Below are 14,965 nucleotides of genomic sequence, written 5' to 3'. Positions count from 1 at the left end.
GCCAAAGCAAAACCTGCTGGGCAGGCCGAAGGGCTGTTTGCCGAGACCGCGTGTGCGGCGCTGGCCTTGAAGACGAAGAGCAGCTTCCCGAAGCCGTCGCAGAGACTCGACGCCACGCAGCCAGCTATCAGCGCAGCCCCGAATTTCCGCTTTCCCTGCGCCATTTTCATGCTACAGTGAGTTATCTGAATAACTTATTGTATTTCGAAATGCCTCATACCAAACGCGTGTATCGTCAGACTGCGCGGGCTGCGGCCGCCGAGCAGTTGCGGCAGCGTGTGACTGCGGCCTTCTACAAGTTGCTCTTGACGCGCTGGGTCGACGAAATCACGCTGGATGACGTTGCTGCGTCCGCCGGCACCACCCGTCAGACCGTGATCCGTCTGTTTGGCGGCAAGGAGGGGCTGCTGGAGGCCATGGCCGCGATGGTCGAGGCGCAGGCGGAGCCTCGCCTGCTGCTGCCGCACAAGGCTTCGACCCAGGCGGCGCTCGGGGCCCTGATCGCACACTATGAAGTCATGGGAGATCTGGTGATCCGTCTTCTGGCGCAGGAAGAGCGTCATCCAGCCCTGCGCCCGATCCTGGAGCGAGGCCGGCGCGAGCACCGCGCCTGGGTCGCGAAGTGGTTTGGCGGCGCGCTGAAGGGCGGGGGGCGAGAGCGGCAAATCACCCGTATCGTTGTCGCGACCGATGTCTATACCTGGAAACTTCTGCGGCGCGACTTTGGCAACACCCGGAAGGAGGTCACCATCCTGATGGCCGGCCTGCTGGAGCAGATCACTAGAGAAAGAGCCAGATGAAGCATGAAACCATGACTGGAACGACGGGCGGCTCCGTGCCTGCCAATCGGCTCCGCGTATTGATGACCTATTGGGATGGCGGGGGAAACCTCCCGCCCCAGCGTGCTCTGGCGCGCGAGTTGAAGCGCCGTGGTCATGATGTCCACGTGCTGACCCACGATACTCAGGCCCAAGCCGTCGCTTCGGACGGCGCGACATTCCATTCGCTGGCGACCGCGCGGCAATGGGATCCCACCCGGCACAATACAGCCGACGACGAAGTTGCATTCATTTCCGAAGACCTCGCCGGCTCGCCCAGCTTCGCGCAGGATTTTCTCGCCACTCACGTAGCGCTCCGTCCGGACATCTGCCTGATCGACGTCATGTTGATCAGCACGCAGAAACTGGCCCTCGACCACGGCATCACTTTCGCCGTCTTCAATCATCTGGCCTGGCTCACCGAAGGCGGCTGCATCGGATTTCTGAACTCCCTCGTCGCGAGCGTAGCAGGAGCGGGTTCGACGCTGTTCGATCTGCTCGATCGCGCCCCGCTGGTGCTTGCAGCGAGTTATCCCGAGTTCGGGACGCAGACGTCCACATCTCCCCACATTCATTTCGTCGGGCCGATCCGGGAGCCGGTCGCATCTGCACCGTGGCCTCGCCGATTTCCGGAGCGGCCCCTTGTGCTGGTCAGTCTCAGCAGCACCTTCCAAGGCCAGGGGTCAACGCTGCGAAACATATGCACCGCCTTGGCGCCGCTGCCGCTCGAGGTTCTGGTCACGACGGGCCGGGGTTTTACGCCGGACTCGCTGCCGATTGCGGGCGGCCTGGAGGCGCGGTCATTTGTGCCGCACGACGCGGTACTTCCGTCCGTCGATCTTGTCGTCACCCATGCCGGGCTGGGAACGCTGATGTACAGTGCAGGCACGGGCCGGCCATGTCTGTGCTTTCCGAACGGGCGCGACCAGAACGACAATGCCGCCCGCATCGAGGCACTCGGCCTGGGACATGTGATTTCGCCCGATGCGACGTCGGCCGCAATTGATGATGCAGTGATGGATATGCTTCGCGATCAGGCCATGCGTGCGGCCTGTCACGCCTTCGCCTCCCGGGTCAAACGTTTTGGCGACCTCGCGCGTGCAGCCGATCTCGTCGAGCAACTGGTGCGGCGGCCGGCGGCCACCTCACTCACGGGTGAATAGGTTTGTTTCGCCGTTCGCGGATGAACTCCTCCCGGAGATGACGCGACTAACGGCCATGGCAAATATTTTAGGCGAGCTTCTGTTTGCACTTATCCGCTCGATTGTTGCTGGATGGGCGTATGCGCTCTGGGTCAAACTGGCGACGTGGCTCGAGCCGAAAATCCAACGGCGTTGGGTCAAGGTCGCCGTAGGAGGCCTCCTCGGCCTCGCAGCCTTTTTTATGATTCCGATCGTGATGGGACTGTTGGGGCTTTGAAGACAATGAAATCGGGTGTCATCATCGCACTGGCAATCGGGGCGGTCGTCTCGACGGTGCTGCTCGTCATGGAGCAGCTCACCGACTATTCCATCGCTGTGATGGCATGGGAGATGCCGGGCATATCCGCAGCTTACCTTTTCTGGGGAGCGGTCGGCAGTTCTGTTTTCCTGGGCGTCGCCATCACTTGGGCCGTGAATGCCGTCGTTTACGGGGCGCCCGCCTTCGTCCTCGTTACAGTGGTCAAGCTGGCAATCCGCGATGTACGGAAGTGATCTGGCAATGACCGTGATGTCCGATATTGGCCTATCCGTCGGGAATTACGAATTACGGTGACGCGCAGTTGGCTGCCTGATCGCAGTGCTCTTCGCGAACACCGATGGCTCCCCTTGCGGGACAGTGCACTGACACCGCCCGTGCCCAACGAAACGCATCGCGCTTAACGTTTGTGAATGCCGCGTCGGCCGAACGTCTGCAACCTCTCTCGGTATCGGCGGCACTTCGGACATTGGTGGAGTCAGGCTCTCCCATCTCGCAGGGCGCGCGGGGTGCATGCCTTTCGGCGTCCGTCGCCCAACAAGTAATCTTGATGAGATTGAGGACTGTTGATGTTGCTTCTGGAAGAGTTCAACGCACGAACGCTGTCGCAGATGGACAGGGCGCTGGAGCGCGTCAGCGAGATGATGCCTCAGGTGATGGACGCCTACGCCGCGCGCCGGTATGTCGCCGAACGGATCATCCACTGCGCCAAGCACGAGACACGCGAAATCGACGGCCTCGTCGCGGCCGGCCGTCGTGCGGTCGCTGAGCTCGCTGTCAGGGTCGTCGAAAGCGATTAGCCGCCTGGTCGCGAGCCTGCGTTACAGGACCGCGCTCGCCGTCGATGATTGGTCCGAATTGGCGCTCCGCGAAGCGGCGATCGGCGGCCTTCCTGTCGGCCGCCGCCCCGTCAATCCCAAGTTTCGAAATGCTGAAGCTCTCTATTTCTCGAGCCCGGTCTTCTGCCGCATTGTGTCGATCAGCTCTGACGCCTCTGCCTTGGTCAGATCCTCCTCGGGGAGGGGCTTGTGCGCCTGCTCGGCGAGGGTCTTGAGGTAGGATTCCTGGGCGCCGGTCATCGGGTCGTCGCCGGAGACCCAATCCTTCGGATCCTTTTGTGTGTTGTCCGCGGTGTTGTCAGCTGTCTTGTCAGCCATCTTATTGTTAGTCATGGCGATCTCTCCTTTTCAGGTTCAATGCCGGCTCGTGCTTTTTGTTCCTTGTTTGTTCGTGGCTCGCCCATGACGCGGCAAGGTGCCCACCTGCCCAGATGAGGCTTGGCTGCATCCATCTGCGTTGAAATGCTGCCGCATACTCATCCCTCATCCTGTGGGCCCGCCGCAGGCGGGCATCTCGAAGGATGGTCGCAGTCGAGCTTCAGCCAAATGTTTCTGCATATGCGATAGCCTTGATATCGATAGCCTTGATATCGATAGCCTTGACATCGATAGCCTTGCACGCGATGGCGCGTGTATCGAAAAACCGCCCCCGACATTGCCGGAGGCGGTTTTCGAAAATCAGGCCGGAGAATTATCGCGAACCGATTCAGTCCACGCGAAAATGCCCTAGTGACCGGTGCCCGGCTTGGTCGTCTTCGGCGGCTTGCCGTCCTCGACCCGGCCTTCGTTGCGCAAGTCACGACCTTCCTGAGCCTTCTTCTGGCTCTCTGGGGATTTGCCGTGTTCGTTCATCTCTTCTTTGATGAACCCGGCGCCTTCCTTCACTTTACCTTCAACGCTCATGGCGATCTCCTTGCTGGAGATGGGGCAACTCGCGGCGAGGGCTGACCGTTCCCGTGCGCGCGCGTTTGTGAGGCGTGCATTCGCGACAGGTTCCCAAACGACTCTTGTCATGAAAGGGCCGCGCCGCCTTGTGGGAAGCGACGCGGCCGGGAAGCAGGCCGTACAGGAGACCGGCTTACTTCATGTTGCTGCGAGTCTTGGTGCCGCCCTGGTCGCTGCCCGGGCCGGAGCCACCCTGGCCGGAGGCGTCGGGCCTCACCATTCCGCCCTTGCTCATGCCGTCATGGCTCATGCCGGTCGTGCCGCTGCTCGTCGTGCCCCTGTTCGTGTTGGTCATGCCGGGCTTCTGCATGTTGTCGGTCTGCGCTGCGGGGCCGGTCTGGTTCTGCGCAAGGGCCGAGCCGCACATGAGGCCGAAGGCCGCGGTCGCTATGATGAGCTTCTTCATCTCAAACTCCTGGTTGGTTGTGTAGGCCAACGGGAGCGCAGAATCCGTGTTCCTAAAACAGGACGTTCCAGAGTGCAAAAATTCTCGTCTGCAATGAGGGTACTTTCGGTTCTGATCGACTCAGAACCGTTCCAGATTGTTGTGACGCGTTTTCTTCGCGCGAACTTGAAAACGCTCTAAGCCGCAAGCCGCTGGTCGGCCGGGCCCGTCAGGTGCTTGAGCACTTCCGCATGCTCCAGGTCGGGAACCGCAATGGCCGTGTGGCTGTAGCTCGTATGGGTTCGTGATTTCGAGATCCTGTCCAGGATCTCGCCGCCCTTGATGACGTGAAGGCCCATGCCCTCTCCGGTCGGGAAGATTGCGAGCACCACGTCATAGGCGGTGATGACGGCGCGAAGCGCTTCGGCCTTGTCTTCGGCAATTTCGACGAACACGCGAACATCAGCCGCGAGTTCACGCAGCTCGTTAAAATCCAGCACTGTGGGTTACTCCAACGCAACGATACTGAGAGGAGCTTGGAGGCGTTAGGTTACCGAAGTCTCAACGGCGCATGCCCGGTCACAGGTTTATCGACCAGGCGCCCTCGCGAGGCGATAGACAAGCGAGCATTGCCGCCTGCTCGGCAATGTGCCGGCACGGAAAGAACGTCTGGAACGGGGAGGGACGAAGGGCGCCTCATACCCCTAAGGGCGTCACACGATGCGCGCGTGACTTATGCGCGCTTTACTTGGCGTATCCCTGGGAGCGGAGCCACGCGATCTTGCGGTCGCCGTTGATCCAGTCGTCGGCATCTGCCTTGCTGGTGAAGCCCTTGATTTCGCGCTGTTCGCTGTCCGGGTAATCCGCCAGGATTTTCCAGTCGTTGTCTGCAATGCGGACGGTTTTGAAGGTCACTTTTGTTTTTGCCATGCCGCATTATGCAGGAGATGACCGGAAAAGAGAACCTGCCTTGTGACGGTCACCCGTGCGGCCCCAGGCGTCGACCTGGGGGCCAGCCTGATCGGCATTGCGCGGCCGGGTCCCCCGGAAAAGGCGAAAGCCCCGCCTGGGGGAAGCGGGGCTCTCTGATGGGGGTGAAGCTTGGGGACTTCAAAGAGTTAGACGCCTCAGGGAGAAAATGGTTCAACGCGGAAACGGCGCAAGCTGCGGCATCTTTGCCCGGGCGTCCGCCGCTCCCGCCGAACCCCCTGCTTGCGTTTTGGGCGTCGATGGGTTCTAAGCCCCGTCACTTCATGAAAGTTGGCATGAATCAGAAGCGCGTTGCGCGGTTGGACCGCGTCCTGAGCAAAGCCTGCTCGCGCGCACAGAAGGAAATTCAGACATGGCGAAGATGACCAAGACTCAGTTGATCGATGCAATTGCCGAGGGCACGCAGCTGTCGAAGAACGACGTGAAGTCGGTCATCGAGTACATGGCGACGGTCGGCTACAAGGAGCTCAACGAGTCCGGCGAGTTCGTCATTCCCGGCTTCGTGAAGATGTCGGTGGTGAACAAGCCGGCGACCGAAGCCCGCATGGGCGTCAACCCCTTCACCAAGGAGCCGATGCAGTTCGCCGCGAAGCCGGCGAGCAAGTCGGTGAAGGCCTCGCCGTTGAAAGTGGCCAAGGACTCCGTCTAAGGGCTCGCGTTTTCGTTGCGGTGGCTTCTTTTTCGGAGTGCCGCAATGACTGCTTGCTTGTGCTGAACCAATAAGGAACTCTCTTAAGGAACTCTAGGGCGTCGTCAGGCTTTGCTTCCGAAAGGGAGAAATCACATGACTGGTCTCAGCGAAGAAGAGATTCGAAACCGGGCCTATCACCTCTGGAAGGAGGCCGGCGAGCCCGCGGGCACGATGGACACCTTCTGGTACGAGGCCGAAAAGGAGCTTCTCGCCGAGCGGACCAAGCAAGGCGAAGTGCCGCCCGGCATGACCGACAATCTGCCGGTCTGACTGCGCTGGTCTAAGAGGCGGACAGAGGCGAGCGTCGACAATTCTCAAAGCAGCCACCCGGCGTAACGCCCGGTGGCTGTTTTGCTGTTCGGGCCATTGCTTGGATGGCGGCCGCCTCAAAGAAAAACCCCGGACTTGGGGACCGGGGCTCTTCAAGCTGGTCGGCCGCGTCGCGACATGCCGCCAGCACCACTGAATTCGGCCTGACAACGCAGGCCAGGAAAATTCGTTCCGGCCGCTAGTCCGGCGACACGGATACGTCGATGATCGCCGGCGTATCGACCTGACGCTCGCGCCAGACGACGAGATCGCATTTGGGATTGAGCCACTGATATTCGGAGCCGCGCGCCTTCAGGTGCGCGAGCGCTGCATCATGTGCGGCGGTCTGGTCCGGCGCTTCGACCATGATCTCCACGGTCTCCTCGATCTGACGCACCACCTCGACGGCGTAGTATTTTCTGGTCACGGTCCCTCGCTCCGGAATGACTAACGGGGAGGGCGATGGCGCGTTCCCCAAAAGAAAACCCCCCGCGCTTTCGCACGGGGTCTTTTTGGCTGGTGGCGATGGGATTTCAGCGCCTGGCCGCCGCGCCGTGAGTCGAACTTAAGGTTGAAAACCTAAAAAACCAACCGCCGGCGCGCGGAAGGCCCAAGGCGATCTGCCCGGCGAATTTCGCGACGAGGGGATGGACTTTTTGTTCCTATTTTGTTCTAGTGCGCATCTCTTTTGGCCGCGACATAGTTTTGGAGGTGCCCATGACTGTCGAGAAACAACGCGAAGTAATCAGGCTCTGGAATCAGCTCAGGAAGCTCGAGGGGCCGGCCGCGGAAGAACTCCGCATCCAGATCCTCGAATGCTTTTCGGAGAAGGATCTATCGAAGGACACGGCGAAGCGAGCGGCGTGATGAGCGTCGCGCTATGTCGATGACAACAGGCAATCGCGTCCGCCTTCACCGGTCGTTAGGAATCGATTTGCGCTGATTTCTCAACTCCGATTCGTTCCTTGCGAACGAAATGGAGTCGGATGCAGAACAAGCCGTGGCTTCTGTGTCGATGCGGGACACGCCTTTCCTGACCAAGCCGGCGTGATGCTTCGCACAGTCCCGTCCGCCTGTCCCTCGCTACGAGATGAGGCGAGCGAGACGCGACATGGATGCGTGCTGGTTGCTCGAGATGTTCGCCGAGATCGCAAAAGTGTTTTGGTACGACCGGCACCCGCGCTTGCGCAAAGGCAGGCCATCGGTGTCGCAGGTGCCGCCGCGGTCGAAATCCGAAGACGCGATGTGAGCGCGCGATCGTTGGCGACGGCGCTCGTTCGTGTGCAAACGAAGTTTTAAGACTTGCCTCGCGCCGATTTCTGCGATTCCGATTCGTTCTTCGAGAACGAAAGGCAGGTGAAGCTGGAACAAAGCCGGACGGCGGATCCACAGATCCACAGCCTCCGCATCGCGCGAGCTTGAAGCGGCATGGCGGGTCCTGAAGACGCTTCCGCGAACTCCTAACGTAAGCTTGCCGCGAAGCCGATAACCCTATTCGGTTAGGTTAAAAGCCCAATCGCGTTGCGCTTGCCGCTGCTTGGGATAGGTGTGTTTGGCGAAGACTGGAAGCAACTTTGCCAACAAGCAATTTTGGCGAAGAAGCAATTTTGCCAAGAACGAATTCATGACGCCTTTTTCAGAACCGAGCTTTTATCAGGGCGACCGCCACACTTATCGGCGCGTCGCCATCGTCGGCACGCTCTTCTGTCTGGCTTTCGTGGTGATCAGCGTCTCGCTGCGGCCACAGCTCGAGGACACGCGTGTCGCGGTCAAGGCCGACAGGCTGATGCGCACGGCGGGCCAGGCGTCGCACGCGAATTAGCGGTCGCCGCCAGAGATCTGATGGTCGGCGGAACTGCCGGGGCACGCGGGGCCGCGTGAGGCGAGCGCCACGAAACCGGCATAGCCGGACAGGTTGAGCAAGACTTCGAGCCAGACGGGCATGTCGGCCTCTTTTCTCCTTGAAGGCTACGCCAACGTGCGCGCGAAGCGCATGTTCCCGGACAGGACGGACCCGCGCCTCAAAGCGGGGTGGTGGGGTCGAGCCGCCGGCCGAGGGCCCCTACGGACTCGCTCGACGGCTGTTCCTTGAGGAACTCGGCAATCGCCCGCGCCAGTTCGCCGTCGCTCATCGGCGTCGGCGGCGGGCGCAGCGTGCCGACACCGAAACTGCGGACGATCTCGTCGTAATGCTGATCGCCGGATCTGGGAACGAGCCTGCGGATACGGGCCAGCAATCTGGATATCGGCACTTCATCCTCCTAGGCGCTCCCCGCTGGCAGCAATGGTGGTGCGTTGCCAATTTGCTGTCGTAAAACTGAAAACCCCGCCAGCATTTGTGATGCTGACGGGGTCTTTGTGCTGTTGCCTCAACCCGACGGCAGAGGCTTCCGCACTTCAACAAACAATTCGCGGAAGGCACGCCTGTTCCATGCGTGGCCGGATTTATTCCGAGCTCGGTTCCACAGGCTTGCGCGCAACCATCGCAACGCGCCGGCGTTGTCTGTGCGAGATACGAAGGAGGACATTTATGATCAGGAAGACACTGGCAGTTCTGGCTACCGTTGCGGCCGTCGGCGTGACCGCGGTCGCGGCGCCTGCGCCCGCTGAGGCGCGCGGTCGCGGCATCGGTCCGGGCCTCGCATTCGGCCTCGCCGCCGGCGCCATCACTGCGGGCGCTGTCGCCGCGTCCCATCCTTATGGCTACGGCTACGGCCCGGGGTATGGCTACTATGGCCGCCCCGCCTACGCCTACGGCCCTGGTCCGTACGCCTATTACGGCGATGGACCGTACTACCGCCGCCACCATTATTACCGTCACTGGTAACGGCTGAACAAACGAAAGAGCCCGGAGCAACGCTCCGGGCTCTTTTCATGTCTGGTGATCTGGTGTCGTTACGGCCAGAGCGAGGGCCGTTCCACCTTGCGCGCGTTGTCGAGCGTCGACACGAAATACTCGTCCCGCTCGCGTTTGAATTTTTCCTGGGTGGCACGGAAGGCGGCGACACGGGCGGCGATCTCTTCGCGTTCGCGGATTTTACGCTGTTCGTCCTCGGTCATTTCAAATCCCCTCTGCACGTGAGTATGTGTCCTACTGAACCCAAGCACTGCCGCCGCAATCACATTGAGTCGCATCAACATATGCATTGGCGCTTCTGATTGGGGCGTCAATGGGGAGGAGGCATTGCAGGATTGTGATAAGCGAGGGTCGGAAAAAATTGCCGACCGCGTCTTGCGCGGCAGTGGATAACAGCGTCAATAATCTTGTCGCTTGCACATGTTGCAGCTAGCGCAAAAACAAATCAGCAAAACTGATCAGCCAAGCCAATCGGCAAAGCAAAACGGGAGGCCGCGTTGATTGCATCGGATCTTCGCAGCGGCGTCGAGCGTCTCGGCGACATGATCGCCGAAGCCAAACGGATCGTGCCGTTCACCGGCGCCGGCATCTCGACCGAATGCGGCATCCCCGACTTCCGCTCGCCGGGCGGAATTTGGACGCGCTACCGCCCGATCCCATTCGACGAGTTCGTCGCCAGCCGGGAGGCGCGCGACGAATCCTGGCGCCGGCGCTTCGCGATGGAGGAGGTGTTTGCGGCGGCGAGGCCCGGTCGCGGCCATCGCGCGCTCGCCTCGCTCTACCGCGCCGGCAAGGTTCCCGCGATCATCACCCAGAACATCGACAATCTGCACCAGGCCTCAGGCGTCGCAAGCGATCACGTGATCGAACTTCACGGCAACACCACGTATGCGCGCTGCATCGGATGCGGTCAGGCCTATCCCCTCGACTGGGTGAAGCGCCGCTTCGACGAGGAGGGCGCCGCACCCAACTGTACCGTATGCGACGAGCCGGTGAAGACCGCCACGATCTCCTTCGGCCAGATGATGCCCGAGGACGAAATGCAGCGCGCGACCGCGCTGTCGCAAGCCTGCGACCTCTTCATCGCGATCGGTTCCTCGCTGGTGGTGTGGCCGGCCGCTGGCTTTCCGATGATGGCGAAGGAATCAGGTGCGCGCCTGGTGATCGTCAATCGCGAGCCTACCGAGCAGGACGACATCGCCGACCTCGTGATCCGCCATGACATCGGCGAAACGCTCGGGCCCTTTGTCGGAAATTGAGGCAGCAATTTGATTCGCGGCTGTGCAAGCTGTTCATAGGTTCCGGCGAATCTCTTTTTTGTCTATGCGTCGCAACCGGGAGTGTTATCTTTTGAGTCGAAAGATTCGCGTCGCGTCGAGTTGAGAAGATTCTCTAAAGACGCGTGATTCGGCGCCGCCATTCAGGCGGGTTGCATGGCATGTGTGGGGTCCGGGGTTATGGGGTCGTCGGACGGATTTGAGTCCAAGAAGGTCGGAGTTCCCGCGGTGGGCGAACACGGCGGTGGCGGTCGCGACAGCGCACTCAGTCCGTTCACCGGACTTGGTGAGAGCAGCGCCAACCTCGTCGAGGTTCACGGCGTCATCAAATGGTTCGACGCATCAAAGGGCTACGGCTTCATCGTTCCCGACAATGGCTGGCCCGACGTGCTCCTGCACGTTACCGTGCTTAGGCGCGACGGCTTCCAGACCGCCTACGAGGGCGCCCGCATCGTCGTCGAGTGCATCCAACGGGCCAAGGGCTACCAGGCGTTCCGCGTCGTCTCGATGGACGAGTCGACTGCGATCCATCCGGCACAGATGCTGCCGCCACGCACCCATGTCACGGTGACGGCGACCAGCGGACTGGAGCGGGCCCAGGTCAAGTGGTTCAACCGGCTGCGCGGTTTCGGCTTTCTGACCTGCGGCGAGGGTACGCCTGACATCTTCGTGCACATGGAGACGCTGCGCCGCTTCGGCATGACCGAGTTGCGGCCCGGCCAGTATGTCCTGGTCCGCTTCGGGCCCGGCTCCAAAGGCATGATGGCGGCCGAGATCCATCCCGAGACGGGATCGCCGGTCTCGTCCCACTGATCCAATTCCCGCGATCGTGAGCAGAGGCGTGCTGGCTGGCCGGCGCGCCTCTGGCTTTTCCGGCGACCGCCACGTAAGGACTGGTCCAGTCCCACGCCTCGAGAGCCATCCATGAATTTCGATCGAAAGGCCGTCTTTGCCGTTGCGAAGGGCTGGCTCACCGCCATCCTCGTCATCGCCAGCTGCGCTGTCGCGAGCGCGCCCGTCCGCGCTGCCAGCTTCCAGCCGCTCGAGATCGTCACCAGGAACGGCGTGCAGGTGTTCTCGGTCGAAATTGCGACGACGGAGGAAGAGAAGCAGACCGGCCTGATGTACCGGAAAGAACTGGCGGACGGCAAAGGCATGCTGTTCGACTTCAATCCCGAGCAGGAGGTGTCGATGTGGATGAAGAACACCTACGTCTCGCTCGACATGATCTTCATTCGCGCCGACGGCCGTATCCTGCGCATCGCCGAAAATACCGAGCCGATGTCGACAAAGATCATCTCATCCAAGGGGCCCGCGCGGGCTGTTCTGGAGGTGGTGGCGGGGACGGCGCAAAAATATGGGATCCGCGCCGGCGACCGCGTCGGCCACCCGCTGTTCGGCAGCAAGTAGGCGGGCCAGGGGCCTATTGGCAGGGCTATTTGCCCCGTCCTGGCGGTCTTTTGGGAAGCTTGCCAGTGCCGTTGGGAGGCTTGCTGGCGCTTTGGGAAGCGTGTATCGACGGGGCTCGCCGGACATTCGGGGTATAGCGCAGCCTGGTAGCGCGGCAGTTTTGGGTACTGCAGGTCGTTGGTTCGAATCCAGCTGCCCCGACCAGTCCCGAGGTGGGTCGGAACCGCGCCTCAGATCAACAGCCATTCGGCGAGGCGCCGGGCGAGAGCGCAGCCGCCGAGCATGGCGCCCGTTCGGTGCCGATCCCCCAGGGCTGCCAAAGCATCGTAACCCTCGGCGCTCATTCTCTGCGCGACGCGACTTCCGCGCGATTTTTCAAGGCATTGGGCGGGTCGGGCGGCGCGGAAATCGCAAGGCTTTGTCGAACCTTTGAGCGTCGCCATAGACACATAGGTGTTGGGGGATCTCAGCGCCCAATGCCTAACGGACGCCGCCAAGCGATGATATTCCGCTTGCGCGGCGTCGCGCTTTTCCAACCGTCAGTTCGTCGCGTACCAGCCGAACGGAAACGGCAGGAACGGCCAGGCCAGCTGATTGTCGTTGGCGACCTTCCGTGGCTCTTGCTCCGGCATCTTCGCGGGCAGAGCAGGCGGCGTCGATCGCAGCGCCAAGCGCAGACATGCACATTGCAAATTCATCGTGGTGGCCCCCGCCCGTCAATAGTCTTCAAAAATTCGCGTCAGCCTGGAAATCACCGCGCGTCCTCAAAACGACGCGCTCATTCTCAAATCGCACACAGTCTAGGAAAATCGGCGACCGCTTTCAACCAATCTTGCCGCGCGCTCACAGGAAGTAAGGTTGATCGGTTAGGTTAAGGGCGAGCGGTTGTTGCGGCCGCCTCCGTGACTGTTATCAGATCGATCCGGCTTGCGATGGCTGCCTGAAATTCGTGCTCACACGGCATCACAGTTCGTCGCAGCGCTCGTATCCCGTGAGTTCTGCATCATGTCTTTCGATCGCAACGTCCGAAACATCGGTCCGCAGGCGAGCTGGACCGAGATCTGGCACCTCTGGACCGTGTTCGTGCCGCGCCGCTCGATCAACGGGCAGCTGGTTTACGGCAAGGTCTGGCGCCGCCACGACGGCCGCGACTGGATCTACAAGAAGTTTACCGAGTACGACAACGAAGCGGCGGCCTGAAGCGGCGTCGCTGTCGTCCGGCGCGGTATCGTTGCGGCGCTTCAAGCGGCCTTTGCGGCGGCAGGCTTGGGCGGCGGCGGCTTCAGCGGCTTGTCCTGCCTCTTCGACCAGGAGATGTAATAGGCCACCGTCGTCATGATCGCGATGCCGGCGACGCTGACGAAGATCTGCGCGAACAGCGAGCCCGAGCTCATCGACAGCTCGAAATGACCGACGAACGACAGGAACACGCCGACGCAGAACACGGCGAGCGACTGCTGGCCGCACACGATGATGGGATCGAACCCTTTCCATTCCAGGCCCGGCCAGTCCTTCGGCACGAAGCGGATCACCAGGATCACGATCACGACGAAATGGATGAAGCGGTAGGGCGCGAGGTTGGTCTTGTCGTTTGGATTGAACGCCGAGAACAGCCATTCCGGGAACATGCCGCCGAGGGTCGGGAAACGGCCAGCCATGGTCATGACCAGCGCGAACAGCATGTAACCGAGACAGAGCCAGAGCGTGACCGGCGCATTGATCAGCGCCATCGAGCGCCGCGCGCCGCCCATGGCGCACCAGGCGCCGAACACGAACAGCACCTGCCAGCAATAGGGGTTGAAGTACCATTGTCCGGCCGGATAGGCGTTCAGGTTCAAGCCGAAATGGCGCGCGGTCAGCCACAGCACGATGGACAATGCCATCGTCAGGTCAGGCTTGCGCAGCATGAACCAGAGCACCGGCGGAAACAGCCCCATCAGCACGATGTAGAGTGGCAGCACGTCGAGATTGAGCGGCTTGAAGCGCAGGAACAGGCCCTGGCGCAGCGTCTCGGTGGCGTTATCGACCAGGCCGGCGACGTTGAACTCGTTGATCATCTCGGAATCGCCGAAGCGCAGCGCCAGATAGCTGATCGAGGCGATGTAGATCACGAACAGGATGATGTGGGCGACGTAGAGCTGCCAGACCCGCTTGGTCAACCTCGTGGCGCCGACCAGGAAGCCGCGCTCGAGCATCATCCGCGCATAGACGAAGGAGGCGGTGTAGCCGGAGATGAAGACGAACAGATCGGCGGCGTCGGAAAAGCCGTAATTGCGGGTGGTGATCCAGTTCACCACGTTGTCGGGGATATGGTCGAGGAAGATCGCCCAGTTCGCAATGCCGCGAAACAGGTCGAGCCTGAGGTCACGGCCCTTCTCGGGGAGCGTGGCGTTGATGTTCAGGAAGGACATGCGACGGGAGCTTTCGGAGGGGACGGACAGGGAGAGGTCAACGAAGCAGGGCCGACGGGCGAGATCCCGGGGCGGAAGGCGGGTACGCAATTGTCACGATGCAGCATAATGATTATACCGGTCGGCGAGGCATCCCGGGGGCCGGAATCACCGATCAGTTCCCAAAAGGTGTCTCTATACTATGCCCGCGGTTTCCACCAACTGCTACCGTGACGCATCGAAATCGAACGAAAAGACGAACAAGAGGCCCGGACCATCAATGACCGCACGCATTTTCAAGCCGGCCAAGAACGCGATGCAATCCGGCCGGTCGAAGACCAAGGAATGGCAGCTCGACTACGAGCCCGAGCAGCCGCGCGCGGTCGAGCCGCTGATGGGCTGGACCTCGTCCGGCGACATGAAGCAGCAGATCACGCTGCACTTCCACAGCAAGGAAGAGGCGGTCGCCTATTGCGAGCGCAAGGGCATCGCCTACCAGGTGATCGAGCCGAAGGAATCGGTGCGCCGTCCGGTCGCCTATGCGGACAATTTCTCGTTCCGCCGCGGCGAGCCCTGGACGCATTGAGAGCGGGCCA

27 protein-coding genes and 1 tRNA gene are annotated in these 14,965 nt (G+C 61.3%); 17 read left to right on the top strand and 11 right to left on the bottom strand.

Going from position 1 to position 14,965, the window contains the following annotated elements:
* Positions 1-50: 50 nt before the first annotated feature.
* From AC0L3C_RS01620 to AC0L3C_RS01600, 5 genes are all read left to right on the top strand, one after another.
* Positions 51-800 carry a TetR/AcrR family transcriptional regulator gene (locus AC0L3C_RS01620; protein WP_473406979.1) on the top strand — a complete coding sequence of 250 codons (750 nt, stop codon included), beginning with the start codon at positions 51-53 and terminating at the stop codon, positions 798-800.
* Complete coding sequence (locus tag AC0L3C_RS01615) at positions 797-1,981, top strand: glycosyltransferase (RefSeq protein WP_473406978.1); 1,185 nt, start codon at positions 797-799, stop codon at positions 1,979-1,981. The genes AC0L3C_RS01620 and AC0L3C_RS01615 overlap by 4 nt, the downstream gene beginning before the upstream one ends.
* Before the next feature lie 55 nt (positions 1,982-2,036).
* Positions 2,037-2,237, top strand: a complete 201-nt coding sequence (locus tag AC0L3C_RS01610; RefSeq protein ID WP_473406977.1) for a hypothetical protein — start codon at positions 2,037-2,039, stop codon at positions 2,235-2,237.
* Positions 2,238-2,242: 5 nt separating this feature from the next.
* Positions 2,243-2,512 carry a hypothetical protein gene (locus tag AC0L3C_RS01605; RefSeq protein ID WP_473278098.1) on the top strand — a complete coding sequence of 90 codons (270 nt, stop codon included), beginning with the start codon at positions 2,243-2,245 and terminating at the stop codon, positions 2,510-2,512.
* Between the two features lie 333 nt (positions 2,513-2,845).
* Positions 2,846-3,076 (top strand): hypothetical protein, encoded by a 231-nt coding sequence (locus AC0L3C_RS01600; RefSeq protein ID WP_473406976.1) that lies wholly within the window; start codon positions 2,846-2,848, stop codon positions 3,074-3,076.
* A 141-nt stretch (positions 3,077-3,217) separates the two neighbouring features.
* Here AC0L3C_RS01600 and AC0L3C_RS01595 read toward each other — a convergent pair whose 3' ends face one another.
* From AC0L3C_RS01595 to AC0L3C_RS01575, 5 genes are all read right to left on the bottom strand, one after another.
* Positions 3,218-3,448, bottom strand: coding sequence for a DUF3072 domain-containing protein (locus AC0L3C_RS01595; protein ID WP_473406974.1), 231 nt, complete (start codon positions 3,446-3,448; stop codon positions 3,218-3,220).
* A 393-nt stretch (positions 3,449-3,841) separates the two neighbouring features.
* Positions 3,842-4,018 (bottom strand): hypothetical protein, encoded by a 177-nt coding sequence (locus AC0L3C_RS01590; RefSeq protein ID WP_473406973.1) that lies wholly within the window; start codon positions 4,016-4,018, stop codon positions 3,842-3,844.
* A 175-nt stretch (positions 4,019-4,193) separates the two neighbouring features.
* On the bottom strand, positions 4,194-4,466 hold the full coding sequence (locus AC0L3C_RS01585) for a hypothetical protein (RefSeq protein ID WP_473406972.1): 273 nt from the start codon (positions 4,464-4,466) through the stop codon (positions 4,194-4,196).
* Positions 4,467-4,642: 176 nt separating this feature from the next.
* Positions 4,643-4,945: a hypothetical protein gene (locus AC0L3C_RS01580; RefSeq protein WP_473261553.1), complete on the bottom strand. Its 303-nt coding sequence runs from the start codon at positions 4,943-4,945 to the stop codon at positions 4,643-4,645.
* Positions 4,946-5,189: 244 nt separating this feature from the next.
* Positions 5,190-5,375: a hypothetical protein gene (locus AC0L3C_RS01575; protein WP_007591378.1), complete on the bottom strand. Its 186-nt coding sequence runs from the start codon at positions 5,373-5,375 to the stop codon at positions 5,190-5,192.
* Positions 5,376-5,787: 412 nt separating this feature from the next.
* Here AC0L3C_RS01575 and AC0L3C_RS01570 point away from each other — a divergent pair, with 412 nt between their 5' ends.
* On the top strand, positions 5,788-6,084 hold the full coding sequence (locus AC0L3C_RS01570) for an HU family DNA-binding protein (RefSeq protein WP_007591377.1): 297 nt from the start codon (positions 5,788-5,790) through the stop codon (positions 6,082-6,084).
* 135 nt (positions 6,085-6,219) lie between these two features.
* Complete coding sequence (locus tag AC0L3C_RS01565) at positions 6,220-6,396, top strand: DUF2934 domain-containing protein (protein ID WP_007610132.1); 177 nt, start codon at positions 6,220-6,222, stop codon at positions 6,394-6,396.
* A gap of 238 nt (positions 6,397-6,634) precedes the next feature.
* Here the strand turns inward: AC0L3C_RS01565 and AC0L3C_RS01560 are convergent, their stop codons facing one another.
* Positions 6,635-6,862, bottom strand: coding sequence for a hypothetical protein (locus AC0L3C_RS01560; RefSeq protein ID WP_007610136.1), 228 nt, complete (start codon positions 6,860-6,862; stop codon positions 6,635-6,637).
* A gap of 290 nt (positions 6,863-7,152) precedes the next feature.
* Between AC0L3C_RS01560 and AC0L3C_RS01555 the strand changes: the two genes are divergently transcribed.
* The 3 genes from AC0L3C_RS01555 (at position 7,153) to AC0L3C_RS01545 (ending at position 8,257) form a co-directional block, all read left to right on the top strand.
* The gene (locus AC0L3C_RS01555) at positions 7,153-7,302 is read left to right on the top strand and encodes a hypothetical protein (RefSeq protein WP_473278101.1); all 150 of its coding nucleotides are present in this window, start codon (positions 7,153-7,155) and stop codon (positions 7,300-7,302) included.
* A gap of 244 nt (positions 7,303-7,546) precedes the next feature.
* Positions 7,547-7,684, top strand: coding sequence for a hypothetical protein (locus AC0L3C_RS01550; RefSeq protein ID WP_473406970.1), 138 nt, complete (start codon positions 7,547-7,549; stop codon positions 7,682-7,684).
* A 375-nt stretch (positions 7,685-8,059) separates the two neighbouring features.
* The gene (locus tag AC0L3C_RS01545) at positions 8,060-8,257 is read left to right on the top strand and encodes a hypothetical protein (protein WP_473261551.1); all 198 of its coding nucleotides are present in this window, start codon (positions 8,060-8,062) and stop codon (positions 8,255-8,257) included.
* Here AC0L3C_RS01545 and AC0L3C_RS01540 read toward each other — a convergent pair.
* Both AC0L3C_RS01540 and AC0L3C_RS01535 read right to left on the bottom strand, forming a co-directional pair.
* Entirely contained in the window at positions 8,254-8,379 is a 126-nt protein-coding gene (locus AC0L3C_RS01540) for a hypothetical protein (protein ID WP_473261549.1), read from the bottom strand. The two genes, AC0L3C_RS01545 and AC0L3C_RS01540, sit on opposite strands and share 4 nt — an antisense overlap.
* A 77-nt stretch (positions 8,380-8,456) precedes the next feature.
* Positions 8,457-8,687, bottom strand: a complete 231-nt coding sequence (locus AC0L3C_RS01535; protein WP_027569930.1) for a hypothetical protein — start codon at positions 8,685-8,687, stop codon at positions 8,457-8,459.
* 278 nt (positions 8,688-8,965) lie between these two features.
* Between AC0L3C_RS01535 and AC0L3C_RS01530 the strand changes: the two genes are divergently transcribed.
* Positions 8,966-9,262, top strand: a complete 297-nt coding sequence (locus AC0L3C_RS01530) for a hypothetical protein (protein ID WP_007610152.1) — start codon at positions 8,966-8,968, stop codon at positions 9,260-9,262.
* 68 nt (positions 9,263-9,330) lie between these two features.
* Here AC0L3C_RS01530 and AC0L3C_RS01525 read toward each other — a convergent pair whose 3' ends face one another.
* Complete coding sequence (locus tag AC0L3C_RS01525) at positions 9,331-9,495, bottom strand: hypothetical protein (protein ID WP_007610153.1); 165 nt, start codon at positions 9,493-9,495, stop codon at positions 9,331-9,333.
* 294 nt (positions 9,496-9,789) lie between these two features.
* Between AC0L3C_RS01525 and AC0L3C_RS01520 the strand changes: the two genes are divergently transcribed.
* From AC0L3C_RS01520 to AC0L3C_RS01505, 4 genes are all read left to right on the top strand, one after another.
* Complete coding sequence (locus tag AC0L3C_RS01520; RefSeq protein ID WP_473406969.1) at positions 9,790-10,551, top strand: SIR2 family NAD-dependent protein deacylase; 762 nt, start codon at positions 9,790-9,792, stop codon at positions 10,549-10,551.
* A 198-nt stretch (positions 10,552-10,749) separates the two neighbouring features.
* Positions 10,750-11,382: a cold-shock protein gene (locus AC0L3C_RS01515; protein ID WP_018457757.1), complete on the top strand. Its 633-nt coding sequence runs from the start codon at positions 10,750-10,752 to the stop codon at positions 11,380-11,382.
* Positions 11,383-11,493: 111 nt separating this feature from the next.
* Complete coding sequence (locus AC0L3C_RS01510; protein WP_473261544.1) at positions 11,494-11,979, top strand: DUF192 domain-containing protein; 486 nt, start codon at positions 11,494-11,496, stop codon at positions 11,977-11,979.
* A 127-nt stretch (positions 11,980-12,106) separates the two neighbouring features.
* Positions 12,107-12,183: transfer RNA gene (locus AC0L3C_RS01505), tRNA-Pro, on the top strand.
* 26 nt (positions 12,184-12,209) lie between these two features.
* On the opposite strand, the gene AC0L3C_RS01500 is transcribed toward AC0L3C_RS01505, so the two are convergent.
* Positions 12,210-12,515, bottom strand: coding sequence for a hypothetical protein (locus AC0L3C_RS01500; RefSeq protein WP_473406968.1), 306 nt, complete (start codon positions 12,513-12,515; stop codon positions 12,210-12,212).
* 469 nt (positions 12,516-12,984) lie between these two features.
* Here AC0L3C_RS01500 and AC0L3C_RS01495 point away from each other — a divergent pair, with 469 nt between their 5' ends.
* Complete coding sequence (locus AC0L3C_RS01495) at positions 12,985-13,179, top strand: hypothetical protein (protein ID WP_473261483.1); 195 nt, start codon at positions 12,985-12,987, stop codon at positions 13,177-13,179.
* A 41-nt stretch (positions 13,180-13,220) separates the two neighbouring features.
* On the opposite strand, the gene AC0L3C_RS01490 is transcribed toward AC0L3C_RS01495, so the two are convergent.
* Positions 13,221-14,390: an OpgC domain-containing protein gene (locus AC0L3C_RS01490; RefSeq protein WP_007591348.1), complete on the bottom strand. Its 1,170-nt coding sequence runs from the start codon at positions 14,388-14,390 to the stop codon at positions 13,221-13,223.
* Between the two features lie 259 nt (positions 14,391-14,649).
* Here AC0L3C_RS01490 and AC0L3C_RS01485 point away from each other — a divergent pair, with 259 nt between their 5' ends.
* Positions 14,650-14,955 carry an ETC complex I subunit gene (locus tag AC0L3C_RS01485; RefSeq protein WP_007591346.1) on the top strand — a complete coding sequence of 102 codons (306 nt, stop codon included), beginning with the start codon at positions 14,650-14,652 and terminating at the stop codon, positions 14,953-14,955.
* Positions 14,956-14,965: the final 10 nt, after the last annotated feature.

The sequence above is a fragment of the Bradyrhizobium sp. WSM4872 genome, assembly GCF_055811715.1.
Note: the sequence above shows the minus strand (reverse complement) of the source record. Positions and strands in the feature narration are given on the sequence as shown.